This window comes from Bradyrhizobium sp. AUGA SZCCT0105, assembly GCF_018129565.1.
In the GTDB taxonomy this organism is placed as follows: domain Bacteria; phylum Pseudomonadota; class Alphaproteobacteria; order Rhizobiales; family Xanthobacteraceae; genus Bradyrhizobium.
Genome location: NZ_JAFCMK010000002.1, coordinates 754,152 through 772,540, shown reverse-complemented (window position 1 = coordinate 772,540; position 18,389 = coordinate 754,152). Strand labels below are relative to the sequence as shown.

Genomic DNA, 18,389 nt, shown 5'->3' with positions numbered 1-18,389 from the left:
CATGCGGCAGTTCGGCGGCTTGAACTCACCTGCATTCTCGGCACAATGACACGAACCCGCCACCTCGACGGTTTTGCGAAGCCGAACAAATAGATAGGGAAGAAACACGTGGGACAGATTGTGAAAACCACGGCAGCCATCGCGGCCTTGCTGCTGAGCACGCCGGCCTTCGCCGGCTGGGAGCCGAGCAAGCCGGTCGAGATCGTGGTTGCGGCAGGCGCCGGTGGTGCCTCCGACCAGATGGCGCGGATGATGCAGGCGGCGATCCAGAAGAACAATCTGATGAAGCAGCCGATGGTGGTGTCGCTGAAGGGCGGCGCGTCGGGTGCGGAAGCGCTGATGTACATGAAGTCCAGCGAGGGCGATCCCAACAAGGTGCTGATCGCCTATTCGCTGATCTACATGCTGCCGCTGTCGGCCAAGATTCCGTTCAACTGGCGCGACCTCACGCCGGTGTCGGTGATCGCGCTCGACCAGTTTGTGTTGTGGGACAATGCCTCCGGCCCCAAGACGGTGAAGGATTTCATCGCGGCCGCGAAGGCTGCGAGCGCGCCGTTCAAGATGGGCGGCACCGGCTCCAAGCGCGAGGATCACGTGCTGACCGTGTTCATGGAGCAGAAGACCGGCGCGAAATTCTCCTATCTGCCGTACAAGTCCGGCGGCGAGGCCGCGACCCAGCTGGTCGGCGGCCACACCGAATCCAACGTCAATAATCCGAGCGAGAACCTCGAAGTCTGGCGCGCCGGACAGGTTCGCGCGCTCTGCGTGTTCGACAAGGAGCGCATCTCCTACAAGACCAAGGTCACCGACACGCAATCCTGGAACGATATCCCGACCTGCAAGGAAGAGGGGCTGGACGTGCAGTATCTGATGCTGCGCGCGATGTTCCTGCCGGGCAAGGTCACGCAGGAGCAGCAGGCATTCTATGCCGACCTGTTCCAGAAGGTGACGCAGACGGCGGAATACAAAGACTACATGGAGAAGCAGGCCTTGAAGCCGATCTTCCTCACCGGCAAGGATATGGTCGAGTTCCTCGAGGATGACGACAAGCTCAATGCCTCGCTCATGAACGCGGCGGGCTTTGTCGCGAAATAGCGGTCGCGGTTGTGACGTCTTCCGTCATTCCGGGGCGATGCGAAGCATCGAACCCGGAATCTCGAGATTCCGGGTTCGCCCTTTGGGCGCCCCGGAATGACCGCCGTGATTGCTTTACCTTCCGTTCGAAATCGCCTTGCATCGCATCGCCGCCCCATCGATATTGCGCCGCAGTATGGCCGAACGTCCGGCGAGCCCGATCGGGCTGGGTCACCCCTCCGTCGCCGTTGCGGGACCGTGAGGAGCGATCATGACCAAAGCCGTTCTCGGCATCATCGGCGGATCCGGCATCTACGATCTGCCGGGCCTGGAAAACGTCCGCGAGGAAGCCATCGCAAGCCCGTGGGGCGAACCGTCGGCGCCACTGCGCCGTGGCGAGATGGCGGGATTGCCGATCGTGTTCTTGCCGCGGCACGGCCCGGGACATGCGCTGTCGCCGTCCGACATCAACTATCGCGCCAATATCGACGCGCTGAAGCGGGCAGGGGTCACCGATCTGGTCGCGCTGTCCGCATGCGGCTCGTTCAAGGAAGAGCTGCCGCCGGGCACCTTTGTGCTGGTCGACCAGTTCGTCGATCGCACCCACAAGCGCGAGAGCTCGTTCTTCGGCAGAGGCTGCGTCGCGCATGTCTCGATGGCGCATCCGGTATCGCCGTTGCTCGTCAAGCATCTCGCCGCCGCTGCCGAGGCCGAGCGCATGGCGTTCGCGCGCGGCGGCACTTATCTCTGCATGGAGGGGCCGCAATTCTCCTCGCTCGCCGAAAGCCTGACCTACAAGGCGCAGGGCTATTCCGTGATCGGCATGACCAACATGCCGGAAGCCAAGCTCGCCCGCGAGGCCGAGATCTGCTACGCCAGCGTGGCGATGGTCACCGATTTCGATTGCTGGCATCCGGCGCATGATGCAGTGACGGTGCAGGATATCATCCGCGTGCTGAATTCGAACGCCGAGAAGGCCAAGGCGCTGGTCGCGCGCCTGGCGCGGGATTTCCCGCGCGAGCACGAGCCGTGTCCGATCGGTTCGGACCGGGCGCTGGACACCGCTCTGATCACGGCGCCCACGGCCCGCGATCCGCAGCTGCTTGCGAAGCTCGATGCCGTCGCCGGAAGGGTCTTGCGCGCATGAAAGTCGACGGACGCCATTTTCGTAGCATCTGGCTGGAGCCCGACGGCTGGTCCGTCGGTGCGATCGATCAGCGACGATTGCCGCATGAATTCATCGTTGCGAAGATCAAGACGGCGGACGAGGCCGGCGAGGCCATCAGCTCGATGCTGGTGCGCGGCGCGCCGCTGATCGGCGCCACCGCAGCCTATGGCATGGCGCTCGCGATGCGCGCCGATTCCTCCGATGCGGCGCTCGACCGGGCCGGCAAGATGCTGGCCGCGACCCGGCCGACCGCGATCAATCTGAAGTGGGCGATCGATGAGATGCAGCGCGCGCTCGCACCGCTCGCCGCGTCCGCCCGGGCGGAAGCGGCGTATGCGCGCGCCCGCGAGATCGCAGATGAAGACGTCGAGATCAACCGCGAGATCGGCCGCCACGGCCTCGGCCTGATCGAAAAAATCGCCGCGACCAAGCAGCCGGGCGAGCCGGTGAACGTCCTGACGCATTGCAATGCCGGCTGGCTTGCAACCGTCGATTGGGGAACGGCGACGTCACCGATCTACCAGGCGCATGATCGCGGCATTGCGGTCCATGTCTGGGTCGACGAGACGCGGCCGCGCAATCAGGGCGCTTCGCTCACCGCCTGGGAACTCGGTCATCACGGTGTGCCGCACACCGTGATCCCCGACAACACCGGCGGCCATCTGATGCAGCATCGCATGGTTGACCTTGCGATCGTCGGGACCGACCGCGTCGCCGCCAATGGCGACGTCTGCAACAAGATCGGGACTTATCTGAAAGCGCTCGCCGCGCATGACAACGACGTGCCGTTCTACGTTGCGCTGCCGTCGCCGACCATCGATTTTGGTATCGATGATGGCGTCAGGCAGATTCCGATCGAGCAGCGTGCGGCCGCCGAGGTGACGCACCTCACCGGGCGGACGGCGGACGGACGGATCGAGACCGTGCGCGTGGTTCCGGACGGCTCTTCGGTGGCCAATTTCGGCTTCGACGTCACGCCGGCGAGGTTGGTGACGGGATTGATCACCGAGCGCGGCGTCCTCGGTGCGAATCGTGCTGCGCTTGCGAGCGCATTTCCCGAACGTTCCGGCGTTAGCTGAAGGCTGCATTGACGGTGATTGGTTCAGCACGCTATCCCAATCGTTGCCCTCGCAACCCAGACCGTCCAGTCCATGTCCAATACCGAACTTGAGATCGTCGTCGACGATCCGACCGCGCCTGAAGAGAATTCGCCCGCCGTCGTCTCTACCGGCGCGGTCGATGTCATCGTCTCGCTGCTGCTGCTCGCGCTCGCACTTGTGGTCGGCTGGGACAATTGGCGCACCGGCGCGTCGTGGGATTCGACCGGGCCGCAGCCGGGTTATTTTCCGTTCTATCTCTCGGTGATTCTCGGCGCCGCCAGCCTCTATGGTCTGGGCGCTGCCTTCGTCTCGCGCCGGGAAGCTGCCGAGACCTTCGTCACCCGCGCCCAGCTTCGCCGGGTGATGGCGGTGTTCGTGCCCACATTCCTGTTCTGCCTCGCCACCCAATATCTCGGCCTCTATGTCGCGAGCTTTCTCCTGATCGCGGGCTTCATGCGACTGGTCGGTAAGATCGCGCTGTGGAAGTCGCTCTTGACCGCCTTCATCTTCACCGCCGCGATGTTCGTGACCTTCGACATCGCATTCGACGTCATCATGCCGAAGGGGCCGCTCGAAGCGGCCTTCGGCTACTGAGCTAACCGACAGGATTTCGAGACATGGAAGCCTTCGGTCTCCTGCTGCACGGCTTTGCCGTCCTGCTGACCTGGAAGACGCTGCTGTTGATGATGGTCGGGCTCGTGCTCGGCATCTTCGTCGGTGTGCTGCCCGGACTGGGCGGCCCCAACGGCGTCGCGATCCTGCTGCCGCTGACCTTCACGATGGATCCGACATCCGCCATCGTGATGCTGTCGTGCATCTATTGGGGCGCGCTGTTCGGCGGCGCCATCACCTCGATCCTGTTCAACATCCCCGGCGAAGCCTGGTCGGTCGCGACCACGTTCGACGGCTATCCGATGGCGCAGCAGGGCAGGGCGGCCGAAGCGCTGACCGCGGCGTTCACATCGTCCTTCATCGGCTCGCTGGTCGCGGTGCTGCTGATCACCTTCCTGGCGCCGATGATCTCGTCGTTCGCGCTGAAATTTGGTCCGCCGGAATTCTTCGCCGTCTATTTGCTGACGTTCTGCTCTTTCGTCGGCCTCGGCCGCGAGGCCAAGCACAAGACGGTGATCTCGATGTCGCTCGGGCTGCTGCTTGCCGGCGTCGGCATGGATACGGTGTCCGGGCAGCTGCGCATGACGTTTGGTTCCGCCGAGCTGCTGCGCGGCATCAACTTCCTCGTTGCTGTCATCGGCCTGTTCGGCATCAGCGAGATCCTGCTCACGATGGAGGAGCGCCTGGCGCTGCGCGGGCACGCCGCCAGTATCAGCCTGCGCGTCGTGCTCTCGGTGTGGAAGGACCTGCCGAAATACTGGGTGACGCTGCTGCGCTCGTCGGTGATCGGCTGCTGGCTCGGGATCACGCCGGGCGGTGCGATCGCGGCGTCCTTCATGGGCTACAACCTCGCCAAGCGCTTCGCCAAGGATCCGGAAAGTTTCGGCAAGGGCCGTATCGAGGGCGTGTTCGCGCCGGAGACCGCGGCCCACGCCTCGGGTACCGCGGCCTTGTTGCCGATGCTCGCACTCGGCATTCCCGGTTCGGGGACCGCGGCGATCCTGCTTGGCGGCCTGATGGTGTGGGGCCTCAACCCCGGGCCGCTGCTGTTCGTCGAGCACAAGGATTTCGTCTGGGGCCTGATCGCCTCGATGTATCTCGGCAACGTCGTCGGCCTCGTGCTGGTGCTGACCACCGTGCCGATCTTCGCCTCGATCCTGCGGGTGCCGTTCGCGGCCGTAGCCCCGATGATCGTGGTGTCCTGCGCGATCGGCGCCTACGCGATCCAGAATGCGATGTTCGATATCTGGCTGATGCTGGGCTTCGGCGTCGTCGGCTACATCTTCAAGAAGATCGGCATCCCGCTTGCGCCATTCACGCTCGCATTGGTGCTCGGCAGCCGCGCCGAGGACGCGTTCCGGCTCTCGATGATCGGCTCCGGCGGCGACATGAAGGTGTTCTGGTCGAACGGCCTGGTCGGCACCATCACGACATTGGCGATCGTGCTGCTGTTCTGGCCGGTGATCGATCGGGCCTTTGCCGGCGTCGCACGTCTGGTGCGGCCGGCAAAGGCGTGAGGCCTTATAGCGTTTTCAAGCGAAGTGGATACCGGTTCGCGTGAAGAAAACGCGTCAAGACTGGAATCTCTAGACGACCTTGCGCTGGCGCAGCTCGGCGATCTCGTCCTGGCCGAAGCCGAACTCGCCCAGCACTTCCTCGGTCTGCTCGCCGAATTCCGGCGGCCGCGCTGCCATCTTGCTCGGCGTCCGCGACAGCGTCACGGGCTGGCTGACCAGCTGGATGTGCCGGTTCTCGTCATTGGGGACGTGCTGGGCCATGCCGAGATGCTTGACTTGGGCATCCTCGAACATCTGGTCGATCGAGTAGATCGGCCCGCACGGCACGCCGGCGGCGTTCAGCTCCTGCACCCAGGTCTCGGTGGATTTCTTTTCCGTCAGCGCGTTGATTCGTGCATTCAGCGCGTCGCGGTTCTTCGAGCGCGCCGGTGCGGTCGCGTAGTCGGGGTCGGTGACCAGCTCGGGCGCGCCGATCGCCTGGGCGCAGCGCTCCCAGATCCGCCCGCCCGTGGTGGCGATGTTGATGTAGCCGTCGGTGGTCTTGAACACGCCGGTCGGGATCGAGGTCGGATGGTTGTTGCCGGCCTGCTTGGCGACCTCCTTTTCCATCAGCCAGCGCGCCGCCTGGAAATCCAGCATGAAGATCTGCGCCTGCAGCAGCGAGGTCTGCACCCATTGGCCTTCGCCGGACACGTCGCGCTCGAGGAGGGCGGTGAGGATGCCGATCGCGCAGAACAGCCCTGCGGTGAGGTCGGCCACGGGAATGCCGACCCGCATCGGGCCGCCGCCGGGCGCGCCGGTCACCGACATCAGGCCGCCCATGCCCTGCGCGATCTGATCGAAGCCCGGCCGCTTGTGATAGGGGCCGTCCTGGCCGAACCCGGAGATGCTGCCATAGACGATCCGCGGATTGATCTTGCGCACGCTCTCATAGTCGATGCCGAGCTTGGCCTTCACGTCCGGCCGAAAGTTCTCGACGATGACGTCGGCCTGCTCGGCCAGCCGCTTGAACACTTCGAGCCCCTTGGAGTCTTTCAGGTTCAGCGTCATGGCGCGCTTGTTGCGATGCAGGTTTTGGAAGTCCGACCCGCCGCGGGGGCCGCCCGGCTGCTCGCCGCCGCCGTCCTCCAGCAGCGCATCGATCTTGATGACGTTGGCACCCCAGTCGGCGAGCTGGCGCACGCAGGTCGGCCCCGACCGGACCCGGGTCAAATCCAGCACGGTGAACCGGGACAGGGCTTGGGATGCGCGGGGAAAGGGCATTGAGACACCTCTTGTTTGGCGGGCCGCTCTGGGGGCTACTGCCTATCTGCCATAGACAATTTGGCTGACCTTTCCAACTGTTACCCGGGCAACAAACTGGGCTGGAAACAAACAGGCATGGTTCCGTGCAGATCGGCCTCCGCCACGGCTGTCTTTCAGGTTTCCCCACACCTGCTTACAGGCCCCGCCATCCGCCAACCCTCGACAATCACTGCGCCGGCTGCTAGCCCGTCGCCATCCGAGTGAGTTTTTGCCCTTATGGAAGAGGCACTTGAGGCGCATCAAGGCGATGGACCGAAAGCGGGCATGGCGGTGAAAAAGGGTCCATCCCATCTGCTCGGCAATTCGGCGTGGAACGCGACGGCGTTCGCGGTCGCGGTGCTGCTCAATCTCGCGATTCTGCCATTCGTGATCTTCCGGCTCGGCCTAGCCGCCTTCGGTGTTGCGGGCCTGGTGACTGCCTGCGTCGCGCCTGCCCTGATGTTCAGCAATGCGCTTGGCCTCTCGACGGCGCGCGAACTCGCGCAACGGTTGGAGCCGTCCGATCGCGGCGAGGCACGGCGTTTCTTCTCGACCGCCCTTGCGCTCGCCATCGCCGTGGGGTGCCTGATCGCAGCATTGCTCATCCTTGCCGGACCGCCGCTCGCGCGATTGGGATTTCACCTGGGTGGTCCGGCGTCCGACGACCTCGGGCTTGCCTTTGCATTGGCCGGTACCGGTTGGCTGTTCCAGTGCCTGTTTGCGGTCTTCCTCTCGCTGTTCACGGCGCGCCAGGATTACCGGCGGATCGCGTCGATCAGCATCGCCGGCACGGTGGTGACGACGATGTCGATGCTGCTGCTGATCCCACACGCGCCGCGCGCCTCGACCTTCCTCGGCTGTCAGGCCCTGGGCTTCGCGACGAATCTCCTAATGGCCTTCGCCTGGTCGCGGCATGCCATCAGCGACTGGCTGGCACGGCCCGCACTCGATCGCAGCGCGCTGCGTGCACTCGTGAAACTTGGCGGCTGGCAGGTCGCGGCGCAAAGCGGCGCGCTGTTTGCCGGCCAGGCGGACCGCTACCTGCTCGGCGCGCTGCTGCAGCCGCAATTCGTCGGCTTCTACAGCGTCGCGCAGCGGTTGGAGGAGGCGGTCTATATCGGTGTGTTGAAGATCGGCGAGATCTTGTTCCCATTCTTCAGCACGCTGCAGAAAGAAGATGACGATCGCAAGGTCGACCTGCTGCTTCGCTCGTCCTGGATTCTCAACGTCCTTGCCGCGAGCGCGCTTGGTGGCCTGATCCCGGTTGCCGGGGCGCTGCTGTATCGATGGACCGGCGCCGAGGTCGCCGCCGAGGCGCAGCTGGTGCTGGTGGTGCTTGCGATCAGCGGGATCTTGGGGTCGAGCGCCAACGTGTTCGCGTTCTATCTGTTGTCGCAGGGACGCTCCAGCTTCAACGCGTTGATCTCGCTTGTCACCGGCTTCTTCACACTGGCGACCAGCGCCATTGCGTTGCCGTATTTCGGCTGGCAGGCGGCCGGCTGGAGCTCCTGCGTCGGGATGGTTGCCCAGATGGTCGTCACGGTGCTGCTGCTGCGGCGAACCTTCAGGCTCTCGGCCATGTGGTCACGGATGCTGCATTTCGTCCTGATCCCGCTCGGCACCGGCATTGCGGTTGCGCTGGTGCTGCGCGCGCAGCTCGGCCATGTGTCGTTCGACCACGCGCCGTCATGGTGGTATGTGGTGTCGCTCTACGGCGTGTCGGCGGCGGCGATCTTTGTCGCCGCCGTTGCCGTGTCGCAGCTCGGTCCCTATCGCGCCGTCTGCTGGCGGGACCTCCGCGTCATCATCACTCGCTTCTTGCCCCTCAAGGCCGCCTAGACATGTGTGGTATCGCAGGCATCGTCAATCTGCGCGGCGGCCCCGTGGACCCAGCCGACATCTCGCGGCTCACGAGCCTGATCGCGCATCGTGGTCCGTTCGGCGAGGGCACCTGGTTCAACGCGAAGCGAAACGTCGCCTTCGGCCATCGCCGGCTCGCCATCATCGATCCCGGCGAGGGCGGCTATCAGCCGATGGCATCAGGCGATGGCCGCCATGTGATCGTCTACAACGGCGAGATCTACAACTTCCTCGAATTGCGCCGCGAGCTCGAGGCGAAGGGCGCGGTCTTCCGCAGCCAGTCCGACACCGAGGTGATCCTTGCCGCATGGCAGGCGTGGGGCGAGGACATGCTGCTGCGCTTCAACGGCATGTGGGCGCTGGCGATCTACGACACCGTCACGGATGATCTGTTCCTCGCGCGAGATCGGTTCGGCATCAAGCCGATGCTGTACGCGTTGTCATCCGAACGGTTCGTGTTCGCGTCCGAGCAGCGGGCGCTCGCGCGGAGCGGGCTGGTCGAGACGTCGCTCGATGTCGACGTGGCGCGGCGGCTGTTGCTTGACCCGTTCGGGATCGAAGGCAGCGAGCGCACCCTGTTCGCGCAACTGCGTCGTCTGCAGGGCGGGCACTGCATGTGGTTGCGCCAGGGGCGCGTGCATGTGCGCCGCTGGTGGCGGACCGTGGATCATCTGCCCGCGATCCCTGATACTGAATCCGAACGCGTCGCGCGCTTTCGCGACCTGTTTCAGGATTCCGTCGCCCTGCGCATGCGCAGCGACGTTCCGATCGGCACCTGCCTGTCCGGCGGCTTCGACTCGTCCGCGGTGATCTGCGCGATGGCGACCCATGAAAAGGCCGGCATGGGACCGCGCGACTCGACCGCCTGGCGGCACGCCTTTGTCGCGACCTTTCCCGGCGCCAGCAACGACGAGCGGCCGATGGCGGAGGAAGCGGCCGCGTGGGCCGATGTGGCGCCGAGCTTTCTCGAGATCGGGCGCGCCGATGCGCTCACTGACCTTGATCGGATCCTTGACGACAACGACGACGTCTATATCGGGCTGCCGAGCGCGCCGTGGCTGATCTATCGCGAACTCCGGCGCCAGAACGTCACCGTGTCGCTTGACGGCCACGGAGCGGACGAATTGATGGGCGCCTACCTGCAGGAGGGGCAGTCGACCGCATTTCGGATCCGCAATGCCGCCGCCGCGCTCGCGTCACGATCGCAGCTGGCGCAGCGCGGCATCGACTTGCTGCGGGCGCAGATGATCAGGCGCCAGGGGCACTATTTCCTGCGGGGAGGCCTGACGGCGATGCCGGCAGCGCTGCCGCTGGTCGCCGAGGATGACGAGTTGCCGAACGCGTGGGGCGCGCTGAACCGGCGTCTCTATCGCATGTTCCACTCGACCACGCTGCCGACCATTCTGCGCAATTTCGACCGGCTCTCGATGGCGCACGGGATCGAGGTGCGCATGCCGTTCATGGACTGGCGGCTGGTGACCTACACGATGGCGCTGCCGGAAACCAGCAAATCGGCCGACGGCATGACCAAGGTGGTCGCGCGTCAGGCGATGGCGAACCTGATGCCCGAAAGCATCCGCACCGCGCGCCGCAAGGTCGGCTTCAACTCGCCGATGCCGGAATGGCTGAACGGGCCATTGGCGGGCTGGACCAATGAGCTGCTCAATCGCAATGTGCCGGCGTTTGCCGAGTTCGTCGACGAAGCACCGCTTCGAAAGACGGTCGACCACTTGACGGCATCGCAGAGCTGGGATTGGGAATCCGTCGGCCGGATCTGGCCATACCTGAACATGAAATGGATGTTGGCAAGGTCCGTATAACCAATGCGCCTGTTCCAGAATAGCGGTCTCTATCCGTCTTATCTGCCGCGGCTGAACCAGCTTGCGGCAAAAGCGTCAACCTTTGCGGCGCGTCGCGACGTGTTCCTGCACGATCGCTTCGGGGCGGCACATTTTCTCGAGCCCGTGCTCGACGGTGCGCCTGAAGCCTTCTTCACCAATGGCGACGACGAAGTGCTGCAGCGCCAGTGGGCGCGTGAGCAGGGCATGAAGGGGACGCCGACGCTCGACGCCATTCTGCTCGCGCAGATCGAGCATCACAGGACCGACGTGTTCTACAATCTCGATCCGGTACGCTATCCGAGTGCGTTCATCGCCAGGCTTCCGGGCTGTGTGAAGAAGACATTGTGCTGGCGCGCGGCGCCCTCCGGCAATGCCGACCTGACCGCCTACGGCGCGGTGCTTGGAAACTTCCCGTCGATCCTGGAGGCGTGGCGTAGCAAAGGCTGCCGGGCGGAGCTGTTCTTCCCCGCGATCGATCCTGTCATGGAGCAGTACGGCCACGGCGAACGGCCGATCGATGTGGCGTTTGTCGGTGGATATTCGCGGCATCACAGCGCGCGCGGCAGGACGCTCGAACAGGTCGCGGCTCTGGCCGCTGAACGCAAGGTCGTGTTCTGCCTCGATGCGTCGCGGCTGACGCGGCTTGCCGAAAGCGCGGTCGGTCGGTTGCTGCCGCTGCAAAAGCACCGCAGACCCGACGTCATCGCGCGAATAGCGCGGCTGCCGTTGTTCGGCAGGGACCTCTACGAGTTGTTCGGATCTGCCAAGATCGTGCTCAACGGCGCAATCGACATGGCCGGCAACGACCGCGGCAACATGCGCTGCTTCGAGGCGATGGGCTGCGGGTCGCTGCTCGTGTCGGATTCCGGCAACTATCCGGAGGCGATGGAGGAGGGTCTGACCATGCGCACCTATGACGCTCCGGAACGGGCAGCCGAGGCGATTTCAAGCAGCCTGCAGGATTGGCCGCAATGGGCGGCGGTCGCCGCATCCGGCCGAAGCCGCGTGCAGCAGACCTACAGCAAGGCCTCGCAATGGGCCCAGTTTACCGATCTCGTGGCGCGGATTGAGCCGTGCTAGAGGGCTTTTCGAGCGAAGTGGATGCCGTTTCGCGCAAAGAAAATGCGCCGAAACGAGAATCTGGAGCCCCGTTCCGATTCCATCGGAACGAAAAAGGCTCTAGACGGTGCACAATGCCGGCCAGTGGGCGGGCGATCGGGCCGAGATGATGTCTGCAAGTGACTTGATCCATCAACTGAAATGGGTGGCCGACGGGCTTGCCGTGCCGCTGTTCAGGTTGCGGCCGCGGCCGTTCGGGCCGGGCTATCAGACGGTCAAGCGCGACACGATTACTGCGGCCATCGACGCCGGCTTGCTTCAGGCAGGAAAGGAGCTTCCACCGGGTTACGGCGTCGCCATGGACGAGCGCGTGGTGGAATATCCTTGGGTCTATGGCCGATTGAACAATGTCGGCAAGATGCTGGACGCTGGATCGACCTTCAACCACGACTTCTTGCTGCAGCGTCCGCCGTTGCGCGGCGCGGACCTCACCATCATGACGCTGGCACCGGAGCGGCGGTGCTATTGGCACGACGGTTACTCCTATGTGTTCGGCGATCTCCGGAAGACGATGTTCGGCGATCAGGTCTTCGACACCGTTGCCAGCATTTCGACGATCGAGCACATCGGCCTCGATAATCAGATGCTGTACACGGGCGATCCGCGCGACGCGGAGACCGATCGGGACGGCTTCGTTCCGGCGGTGCAGGAGTTCAAGCGCATTCTCAAGCCCGGCGGCACCTGCCTGATCTCGGTGCCGTTCGGCAAACGCGAGAATCTCGGTTGGTATCAGGTGTTCGATCTTGCCATGATCGAGCGGATCATCGAGGCATTCGGCGCGGTGTCTCACCATGTCGACTATTTCGGCTATTCGCGACAAGGCTGGTCGCGCCAGAGCGCCGAGGCGCTCGCCGACGCCACCGTTTTCGACATCCACACCGGCAAGGGGCAGGGCAACGACCTTGCGGCGTCGTCGCGCGCCGTCGCGTGCCTGCAGTTGACGGCATGAATCTCGATTATCTGATCCAGCGTCTGATGGGTCGCGCGACGTGCCGCTTGCAGGCGGACGCGGCGCTCGGCCGCCATGCCAGGATCAGAAACATCCGTGGCGATTCCGACAAGATCGTCGTCGGCCGCAATAGCCGCATCCTGGGTGAGCTCCTGACCTTTGCGCATGGTGGGGAGATCAAGATCGGCGAGTGGTGCTACGTCGGCGAAGGAACCCGGATCTGGTCGGCCGCCTCGATCGAGATCGGCAACCGCGTTCTGATCTCGCATTCGGCGAATGTTTTCGACAATCTCACGCATCCGCTCCGGGCGACGGAGCGGCACCGGCAGGTCCAGCAGATTTTCACGCGCGGACATCCGAACGAAATCTCGCTTGACGAGAGCCCGGTGAAGATCTGCGATGACGCCTGGGTCGGCGCGGGCGCAATGGTCTTGCGCGGTGTGACGGTTGGCCAGGGCGCCATCGTCGCGGCCGGAGCAGTCGTGACCCGGGATGTCGCGCCGTTTTCGATCGTGGCGGGCAATCCGGCCGTGCTGGTAAGGGAACTTGGCCCCGATGAACGGTGAGCGCAAGTTTACCACCTGGGAGGACGCGGTGGTCTGGCTGCGCAATCAGCCGGAGCAGCGCCAGCTTGTGCTCGACGCGTTCTATGACGATCCGCTGGTTGGTGCTGCTGAACGCTATTTCCGGAGCTCCGAGTGGCAAGCGGTCGCGACGCTGCTCGCCGGCCGGTCAGGTACCGCGCTCGACGTTGGAGCCGGTCGCGGCATTGCGAGCTACGCGCTCGCCCGAACCGGCTTTGCCGTGACGGCGCTCGAACCGGACCCGAGCGCGATCGTGGGAGGGGCGGCGATCCGCGGCCTGGCGCAACAGACGCAATTGCCGATCCAGGTGGTCGAAGAGTTTTCCGAGCGGCTGCCGTTCGCCGATGCGACGTTCGATCTCGTCTTCGCCCGCGCTGTGCTGCACCACACGCGCGATCTCGAGGGGGCGTGCCGGGAGATGTTTCGCGTGCTGCGGCCCGGTGGCATGCTGATCGCGGCGCGCGAGCATGTCATCAGCAAGGAGGCGGACCTTCCGCAGTTCCTTGCGCAGCATCCGTTGCATCACCTCTACGGCGGCGAGCATGCCTTCCTGCTCGATCGCTACACCGGCGCGCTGACCAAGGCAGGGTTCTCCGCGGTCGACACGCTGGCGCCGCTGCAAAGCCCGATCAACCTGTTTCCCTATACGTCGGAGACCCTGAAAGCCGCGATCGTGACCAAGTTGTCGCAAAAGATTCCGGTTGCTCCGCTATGGCGAACTGCGCTTGCCCCAAGTTGGCTGTTCGGCTCGCTGCTGTCGATGGCCGAACGTTTCGATCACCGACCGGGCCGGCTCTATTCCTTTGTCTGTCACAAGGCTTGAGCGATGATCGTCTGGGTTACAGGCGCGAACGGGTTCATCGGCCGCCATCTCGCACATGCGTTGGCGGGAGCGGATCACGCGGTGCATGGCATTGGACACGGCGCGCTTGACGCAACGGAAGCCCGGCGGCTCGGCTTGCAGAGCTGGATCAACGGTGAGATCGATGCAGCCAATCTCAACGCGCTCGCGACGGCGCACGGGGTGCCGACGCGTGTCTTTCATCTGGCCGGCGGATCGTCCGTCGGCGTCTCGATCGAACGGCCGTTCGAGGATTTTTCGCGCACTGTCGCGAGCACGGCGCGGCTGCTCGAATGGCTGCGCGGATCCGCGCCAGACTGCGCGGTGATCGCGGCGTCGAGTGCGGCCGTCTATGGCGCCGATCATTTCGGCCCGATCGCTGAAAGCGCGATCGTAACTCCGATGTCGCCCTATGGGCAGCATAAGCTGATGATGGAGCAATTGTGCGCGAGTTACGCGCGGTCGTTCGCCTTGCGTTGCACGGTCGTGCGGCTGTTCTCTGTGTATGGGCCCAACCTGCGCAAACAATTGCTTTGGGACATCTGCTCGCGGCTCAACGCCAAGGAGCAGGTGCTCACGCTCGGGGGGACCGGCAACGAGATACGTGACTGGACCGACGTTCGCGACGTCGCGAGGCTGCTTGCAAGCGTCGCGGAAACGTCGTCGTCACAGGAGACCGCCTTCCGGGTCATCAATGGCGGTTCGGGCCGGGGGACGAGCGTTGCCGACATCGCCGCCGGTCTCATCGGACAGTGGGGCAGCAAGACGGTCGTGCGGCACTCGGGTGTCAGCCGCCCCGGTGATCCCATGAGCCTGTTGGCCGATGCTGCGATGCTGCGCCAGATCGGCTTCGATTGGCGCATTCCGCTCGATCAGGGCCTCGCCGATTACGTGGCCTGGTTCAAGGGGCAGGCTTCGTGACGCCCCGCCCATTGCGGTTCGCGTTCAATCACATCTCGCGACGGATTTGGGCCGGCGGCTACAATTATCAGCGCAATCTGTTCGCGGCGCTCGATCGGTTTTTGCCCGGCGAGTTCGCCCCGGTCGCCTTTGCCGGGACGCGGGCCGACGAGAGTGAACTCGCGGAACTTGATGCGATACCGGGCGTCGAGATCGTCCGATCGGAGGTGTTCGACGGGCAGCCGGGTCTCGCTGCGGCACTCGCGCTTGGTCTGGACCGCGGCGCCGCGGCGGCGTTTCGCTCCGCGCATGTAGATGTTGTGGTTGAATCCGCGCGCTTCTTCGGTTGGCGGCTGGCGATCCCTGCAGTGGCGTGGATTCCGGATCTGCAGCACCATTCTCTGCCTCAGCTGTTTCCGCGGACGGCACGCTGGCGCCGCGAGATTGGCTTTCGCGTTCAGATCGCGTCAGGGCGGACCATCATGCTGAGCAGCGAGAGCGCCTTCCGCGATTTCAGGGCCTACTACCCAAACGCCAGCAACCGGGTCAGCGTCGTTCGCTTCGCGACCCAGCCGCCGGCCGCATTCCTGGACATCAGCCCATCAGAGGTCATCGCAGCGTACAATCTGCCGACGAACTACTTCTATCTGCCCAATCAGTTCTATCGCCACAAGAACCATCGGCTTGTCGTCGACGCCCTGGCGATCCTGAAGCGTCGTGGGATCGAGGTCGTTGTCTGTGCATCAGGCAGCACGGAAGATCGGCGTGAGCCGGGCTACTATGATCTGGTCAACTCCGAGATCCGGAGGCGCGGCCTCGATACGCATTTTCGTCACCTCGGCGTGATCCCGTTGCCGCATGTCTACGCGCTGTTGCGGGCTTCCACCGCCCTGCTCAACCCGTCGCGCTTCGAGGGCTGGAGCACGACGGTCGAGGAGGCGAAGTCGTTCGGCGTTCCGATGATCCTGTCCGACATCGACGTGCACCGGGAGCAGACCGCCGGCGCTGCGCGCTATTTCGGCGTCGATGATCCGGTCGCACTGGCGGATCATCTGATGCAGCTCTCGGAGACCAATAGCGCACCGGTCATACGAGGTCTCGTCTCGCATCAGGACGACAATGTCCGCGCCTTCGCGATGAGCTTCTCTGCAACCGTGCGGGCGGCGGCGGGTGAGCATGTCGGTGAATCGTCGAAAGATGGAAGTGAAAGTTGAACTGCAACAGGACGAGCCTGTTTCCCGAAGTGAGGCGGCCGTTGCATCCATCTTGCAGGCGCGGGCAGGGTCCTTCAGTTGTGGTGTTGCCGTCCATCACGCCGGCCTGCCGCGACATGATTAGGCCGATTCGGGCGCGTGCTGCCCCTCCATGTCCGCGCGCTCGTGATGCAATGATCGCTGCAGTTACGGCGTCGTTCGCACGTAGATGCGCCAGGCCCCGACACCATACATCTTGAAGTTCGGCGGGGCCAGGAGTTCAAGAAGCGGCGCCGTGGGCCCGGCCATATCGACGTACAGCCCACTATACAGGACGACAGCACAGATATCGCGTCTATCCAGTTTATGCTGGAGCTCTTCCTTGTCGCGTTCGACTAGAAGGTCGCGCATATATTTGCTGTAGAGTTGCAGAACCGGCCGCTGAGCCAAGAAATTGATGCCGGTATCCTCGGCCAATATGCGACACGTTGGTGGCAAGCTCGCCGTCAAGGCGTTCAACTGCTTGGCAACGGCCTGATAGCCGCTCGTCGAATAGTACGCCCATCGTTTGGCGAGGATGCTGGTTGTGACGATCGCTACACCGATGATCGCCAACGACAAAGCGATTCCGGTCCAAGTGTCGCGGCGCACCTTGCTTGTCGATGTGGAGGTCAGTGCAGCCGGGACCGTCGCTATTCCCCAAGCGACGAGCAGAGCAGCGAACATGTAAGACTGCATCGCATAGCGTGCATTCAATACTGTCCAACTGGATAGCTTGTAGTGTTCGGTGTCGAAGGCGCCCAACAGCAGCAGCGTTTGGCTCAAAAACCAGGCCGCGAACATTGCTCCGATGCGCCAGTCGATGGTGACGGATCGGACGTCGGAGCCATCGCGAGCCGAAACCCGCCGAACGAAGTACAAGGGGAACATTGCGAACAGTGTAACAAGCGCGGCGATGCTTGGCCAGCCACAGTCTCTGGCAAAGCTGGTGGATAGTCGGCTCGCTAAATTTGCGCCTTCTCCGATACGTGCGGCATCGCGCAATTCAACGCCGTGTGCGTAGACCGTGCCCGCGGTAACCTGGGCCGCGTCGACATTGTCGCCCGTGAGCGAGCCCGTCATGTAATAGGCGACCGCGACATGAAGACCACCAAGGCAAAAGCCCAACGCCACCGCCACGGTGATCAGGGCGATACGCGTCGGCGGCAGTCTGAACGAAGCGCTTAGAAGCGTCCAGGGCGCGACAATGAGTGGCACGAGCACAATGGACAGGGCGTGGCCTTGCATTGCCCAGCTGCCGAGCGCGACGCCCAATGTCGCGGCTGCTCCGCCTGAGTGACGCATGCCGTCTTGCCACTGCGCGACGAGAAACGTGCAAAGCAGCAAGAGAGCTGTCAGTCGGAACGCGTCACGACTGCCGTCGATCGCCCCCCCCTCTATGAGAGGAACCACCAAAATCAGCAATGGTACAAGGATCGCGAGGCCGCGCAGCCGCGCGGCGCTGCCAAGGGCAACGCCTGCCGCGATATAGCTTATGATCGTCAACTGGAACGCAACGCGCGGCACCATTTCATCGCTCAAGCCAGCCCCACCGAGGCCGGACCAAACCAGAGCCGAGGCATTGTACGCAGGCCAGAGCAGTCCATGGGGATCACCGCGCAGGCTTCCGTCGGCAAGGCCTCCAACTCCGGAAGCATCGAAGAAGCTACGGTGCGAAAGAAGTTGCCGCGCTTCCGCAAGGTACTGCATTGCGTCGGAATTGCCGGTCAATTGGCCGCCATAGAACCAGATGCGCGGCACGATGATGCAGGCCACCATCAATATGGCCGCTGCCGAAGCCAGAACGACCGGATCGCGCAAGGCGTGCGGGTTTTTCGGACCACGGGGCGCCGGTCGTTTCCAGAGCGCGACAAGCACCCCCAATCCGACGATGAAAGGCGCGCTGGCGTGCCCGCCAAGAGCCAGCCCGGGTGCAACAAGCGTGAGCAGCAACAGCAGACTTGCCGTGAAAAAGCCGGTCGTCGCCACTCCGAAGGCGATACGTCCAAGGGGAGGAATTGGAAGCACGAAGTCAAAAAGGTAGAAAAACCTCGCCAAGCCGAACGCTAGAACGAACTGGCCGATCAGAAACGGAATGCTCAAGCCATTGTCCCTTTGTCGTTTGGCCCATCGCGCAAATACGGCGCCGGCATTCCGTTCGTGGGGTAAGGTATACCCCTATCGCGAAGCCGGAACTCGAGGAGGTTGTAGTCGCCCCGTGCAGGAGCCGCCACTTATTCTTCAAGCGTTCCATCGAGATATTGGTGCGCCACGACCATGCTGCGGGCCTTCTCCATCTTGTGTTTTC

16 protein-coding genes are annotated in these 18,389 nt (G+C 63.8%); 13 read left to right on the top strand and 3 right to left on the bottom strand.

Going from position 1 to position 18,389, the window contains the following annotated elements; translation table 11 throughout:
• Positions 1 to 117: 117 nt before the first annotated feature.
• The 5 genes from JQ573_RS12700 (at position 118) to JQ573_RS12680 (ending at position 5,471) form a co-directional block, all read left to right on the top strand.
• Positions 118 to 1,095: a Bug family tripartite tricarboxylate transporter substrate binding protein gene (locus JQ573_RS12700; RefSeq protein WP_409334671.1), complete on the top strand. Its 978-nt coding sequence runs from the start codon at positions 118 to 120 to the stop codon at positions 1,093 to 1,095.
• 250 nt (positions 1,096 to 1,345) lie between these two features.
• On the top strand, positions 1,346 to 2,221 hold the full coding sequence (locus JQ573_RS12695) for an S-methyl-5'-thioadenosine phosphorylase (RefSeq protein ID WP_212310204.1): 876 nt from the start codon (positions 1,346 to 1,348) through the stop codon (positions 2,219 to 2,221).
• On the top strand, positions 2,218 to 3,321 hold the full coding sequence (mtnA, locus tag JQ573_RS12690; RefSeq protein WP_212310203.1) for an S-methyl-5-thioribose-1-phosphate isomerase: 1,104 nt from the start codon (positions 2,218 to 2,220) through the stop codon (positions 3,319 to 3,321). Before JQ573_RS12695 ends, mtnA begins: the two co-directional genes overlap by 4 nt.
• Before the next feature lie 72 nt (positions 3,322 to 3,393).
• Complete coding sequence (locus JQ573_RS12685; protein ID WP_212310202.1) at positions 3,394 to 3,936, top strand: tripartite tricarboxylate transporter TctB family protein; 543 nt, start codon at positions 3,394 to 3,396, stop codon at positions 3,934 to 3,936.
• A gap of 23 nt (positions 3,937 to 3,959) precedes the next feature.
• Complete coding sequence (locus tag JQ573_RS12680; RefSeq protein WP_212310201.1) at positions 3,960 to 5,471, top strand: tripartite tricarboxylate transporter permease; 1,512 nt, start codon at positions 3,960 to 3,962, stop codon at positions 5,469 to 5,471.
• A gap of 69 nt (positions 5,472 to 5,540) precedes the next feature.
• Here JQ573_RS12680 and JQ573_RS12675 read toward each other — a convergent pair whose 3' ends face one another.
• A complete protein-coding gene (locus JQ573_RS12675; RefSeq protein WP_212310200.1) occupies positions 5,541 to 6,734 on the bottom strand; it encodes a CaiB/BaiF CoA-transferase family protein in 1,194 nt (397 codons plus the stop codon).
• Between the two features lie 306 nt (positions 6,735 to 7,040).
• Here JQ573_RS12675 and JQ573_RS12670 point away from each other — a divergent pair, with 306 nt between their 5' ends.
• The 7 genes from JQ573_RS12670 to JQ573_RS12640 all read left to right on the top strand — a co-directional run bounded on the left by JQ573_RS12670 (position 7,041) and on the right by JQ573_RS12640 (position 14,870).
• Positions 7,041 to 8,594, top strand: a complete 1,554-nt coding sequence (locus JQ573_RS12670; protein WP_212310199.1) for a lipopolysaccharide biosynthesis protein — start codon at positions 7,041 to 7,043, stop codon at positions 8,592 to 8,594.
• A gap of 2 nt (positions 8,595 to 8,596) precedes the next feature.
• Positions 8,597 to 10,435 carry an asparagine synthase (glutamine-hydrolyzing) gene (gene asnB, locus JQ573_RS12665; RefSeq protein WP_212310198.1) on the top strand — a complete coding sequence of 613 codons (1,839 nt, stop codon included), beginning with the start codon at positions 8,597 to 8,599 and terminating at the stop codon, positions 10,433 to 10,435.
• A 3-nt stretch (positions 10,436 to 10,438) separates the two neighbouring features.
• A complete protein-coding gene (locus JQ573_RS12660; protein WP_212310197.1) occupies positions 10,439 to 11,536 on the top strand; it encodes a glycosyltransferase in 1,098 nt (365 codons plus the stop codon).
• A gap of 145 nt (positions 11,537 to 11,681) precedes the next feature.
• Positions 11,682 to 12,524, top strand: a complete 843-nt coding sequence (locus JQ573_RS12655; protein ID WP_212408709.1) for a methyltransferase domain-containing protein — start codon at positions 11,682 to 11,684, stop codon at positions 12,522 to 12,524.
• Positions 12,521 to 13,090, top strand: coding sequence for a DapH/DapD/GlmU-related protein (locus JQ573_RS12650; protein ID WP_212310195.1), 570 nt, complete (start codon positions 12,521 to 12,523; stop codon positions 13,088 to 13,090). Before JQ573_RS12655 ends, JQ573_RS12650 begins: the two co-directional genes overlap by 4 nt.
• Positions 13,080 to 13,931 (top strand): class I SAM-dependent methyltransferase, encoded by an 852-nt coding sequence (locus JQ573_RS12645; protein WP_212310194.1) that lies wholly within the window; start codon positions 13,080 to 13,082, stop codon positions 13,929 to 13,931. The genes JQ573_RS12650 and JQ573_RS12645 overlap by 11 nt, the downstream gene beginning before the upstream one ends.
• Before the next feature lie 3 nt (positions 13,932 to 13,934).
• Positions 13,935 to 14,870 carry an NAD(P)-dependent oxidoreductase gene (locus JQ573_RS12640; RefSeq protein WP_212310193.1) on the top strand — a complete coding sequence of 312 codons (936 nt, stop codon included), beginning with the start codon at positions 13,935 to 13,937 and terminating at the stop codon, positions 14,868 to 14,870.
• On the opposite strand, the gene JQ573_RS40150 is transcribed toward JQ573_RS12640, so the two are convergent.
• Positions 14,837 to 15,247, bottom strand: a complete 411-nt coding sequence (locus tag JQ573_RS40150; protein ID WP_249131646.1) for a hypothetical protein — start codon at positions 15,245 to 15,247, stop codon at positions 14,837 to 14,839. The two genes, JQ573_RS12640 and JQ573_RS40150, sit on opposite strands and share 34 nt — an antisense overlap.
• An 84-nt stretch (positions 15,248 to 15,331) precedes the next feature.
• Between JQ573_RS40150 and JQ573_RS40145 the strand changes: the two genes are divergently transcribed.
• The gene (locus JQ573_RS40145) at positions 15,332 to 16,063 is read left to right on the top strand and encodes a glycosyltransferase (RefSeq protein ID WP_249131645.1); all 732 of its coding nucleotides are present in this window, start codon (positions 15,332 to 15,334) and stop codon (positions 16,061 to 16,063) included.
• Between the two features lie 186 nt (positions 16,064 to 16,249).
• Here JQ573_RS40145 and JQ573_RS12630 read toward each other — a convergent pair whose 3' ends face one another.
• A complete protein-coding gene (locus JQ573_RS12630; RefSeq protein ID WP_212310191.1) occupies positions 16,250 to 18,184 on the bottom strand; it encodes a hypothetical protein in 1,935 nt (644 codons plus the stop codon).
• Between the last annotated feature and the right edge of the window lie 205 nt (positions 18,185 to 18,389).

Excerpts from the sequence above, each read along its gene's own strand:
- JQ573_RS12695 (WP_212310204.1), top strand. The coding sequence starts at position 1,346 with ATGACCAAAGCCGTTCTCGGCATCATCGGCGGATCCGGCATCTACGAT.
- mtnA (WP_212310203.1), top strand. The coding sequence starts at position 2,218 with ATGAAAGTCGACGGACGCCATTTTCGTAGCATCTGGCTGGAGCCCGAC.
- JQ573_RS12685 (WP_212310202.1), top strand. The coding sequence starts at position 3,394 with ATGTCCAATACCGAACTTGAGATCGTCGTCGACGATCCGACCGCGCCT.
- JQ573_RS12680 (WP_212310201.1), top strand. The coding sequence starts at position 3,960 with ATGGAAGCCTTCGGTCTCCTGCTGCACGGCTTTGCCGTCCTGCTGACC.
- JQ573_RS12675 (WP_212310200.1), bottom strand. The coding sequence starts at position 6,734 with ATGCCCTTTCCCCGCGCATCCCAAGCCCTGTCCCGGTTCACCGTGCTG.
- JQ573_RS12670 (WP_212310199.1), top strand. The coding sequence starts at position 7,041 with ATGGCGGTGAAAAAGGGTCCATCCCATCTGCTCGGCAATTCGGCGTGG.
- asnB (WP_212310198.1), top strand. The coding sequence starts at position 8,597 with ATGTGTGGTATCGCAGGCATCGTCAATCTGCGCGGCGGCCCCGTGGAC.
- JQ573_RS12660 (WP_212310197.1), top strand. The coding sequence starts at position 10,439 with ATGCGCCTGTTCCAGAATAGCGGTCTCTATCCGTCTTATCTGCCGCGG.
- JQ573_RS12655 (WP_212408709.1), top strand. The coding sequence starts at position 11,682 with ATGATGTCTGCAAGTGACTTGATCCATCAACTGAAATGGGTGGCCGAC.
- JQ573_RS12650 (WP_212310195.1), top strand. The coding sequence starts at position 12,521 with ATGAATCTCGATTATCTGATCCAGCGTCTGATGGGTCGCGCGACGTGC.
- JQ573_RS12645 (WP_212310194.1), top strand. The coding sequence starts at position 13,080 with ATGAACGGTGAGCGCAAGTTTACCACCTGGGAGGACGCGGTGGTCTGG.
- JQ573_RS12640 (WP_212310193.1), top strand. The coding sequence starts at position 13,935 with ATGATCGTCTGGGTTACAGGCGCGAACGGGTTCATCGGCCGCCATCTC.
- JQ573_RS40150 (WP_249131646.1), bottom strand. The coding sequence starts at position 15,247 with ATGGTGCTGCAGATCCGGAATCCACGCCACTGCAGGGATCGCCAGCCG.
- JQ573_RS40145 (WP_249131645.1), top strand. The coding sequence starts at position 15,332 with ATGCTGAGCAGCGAGAGCGCCTTCCGCGATTTCAGGGCCTACTACCCA.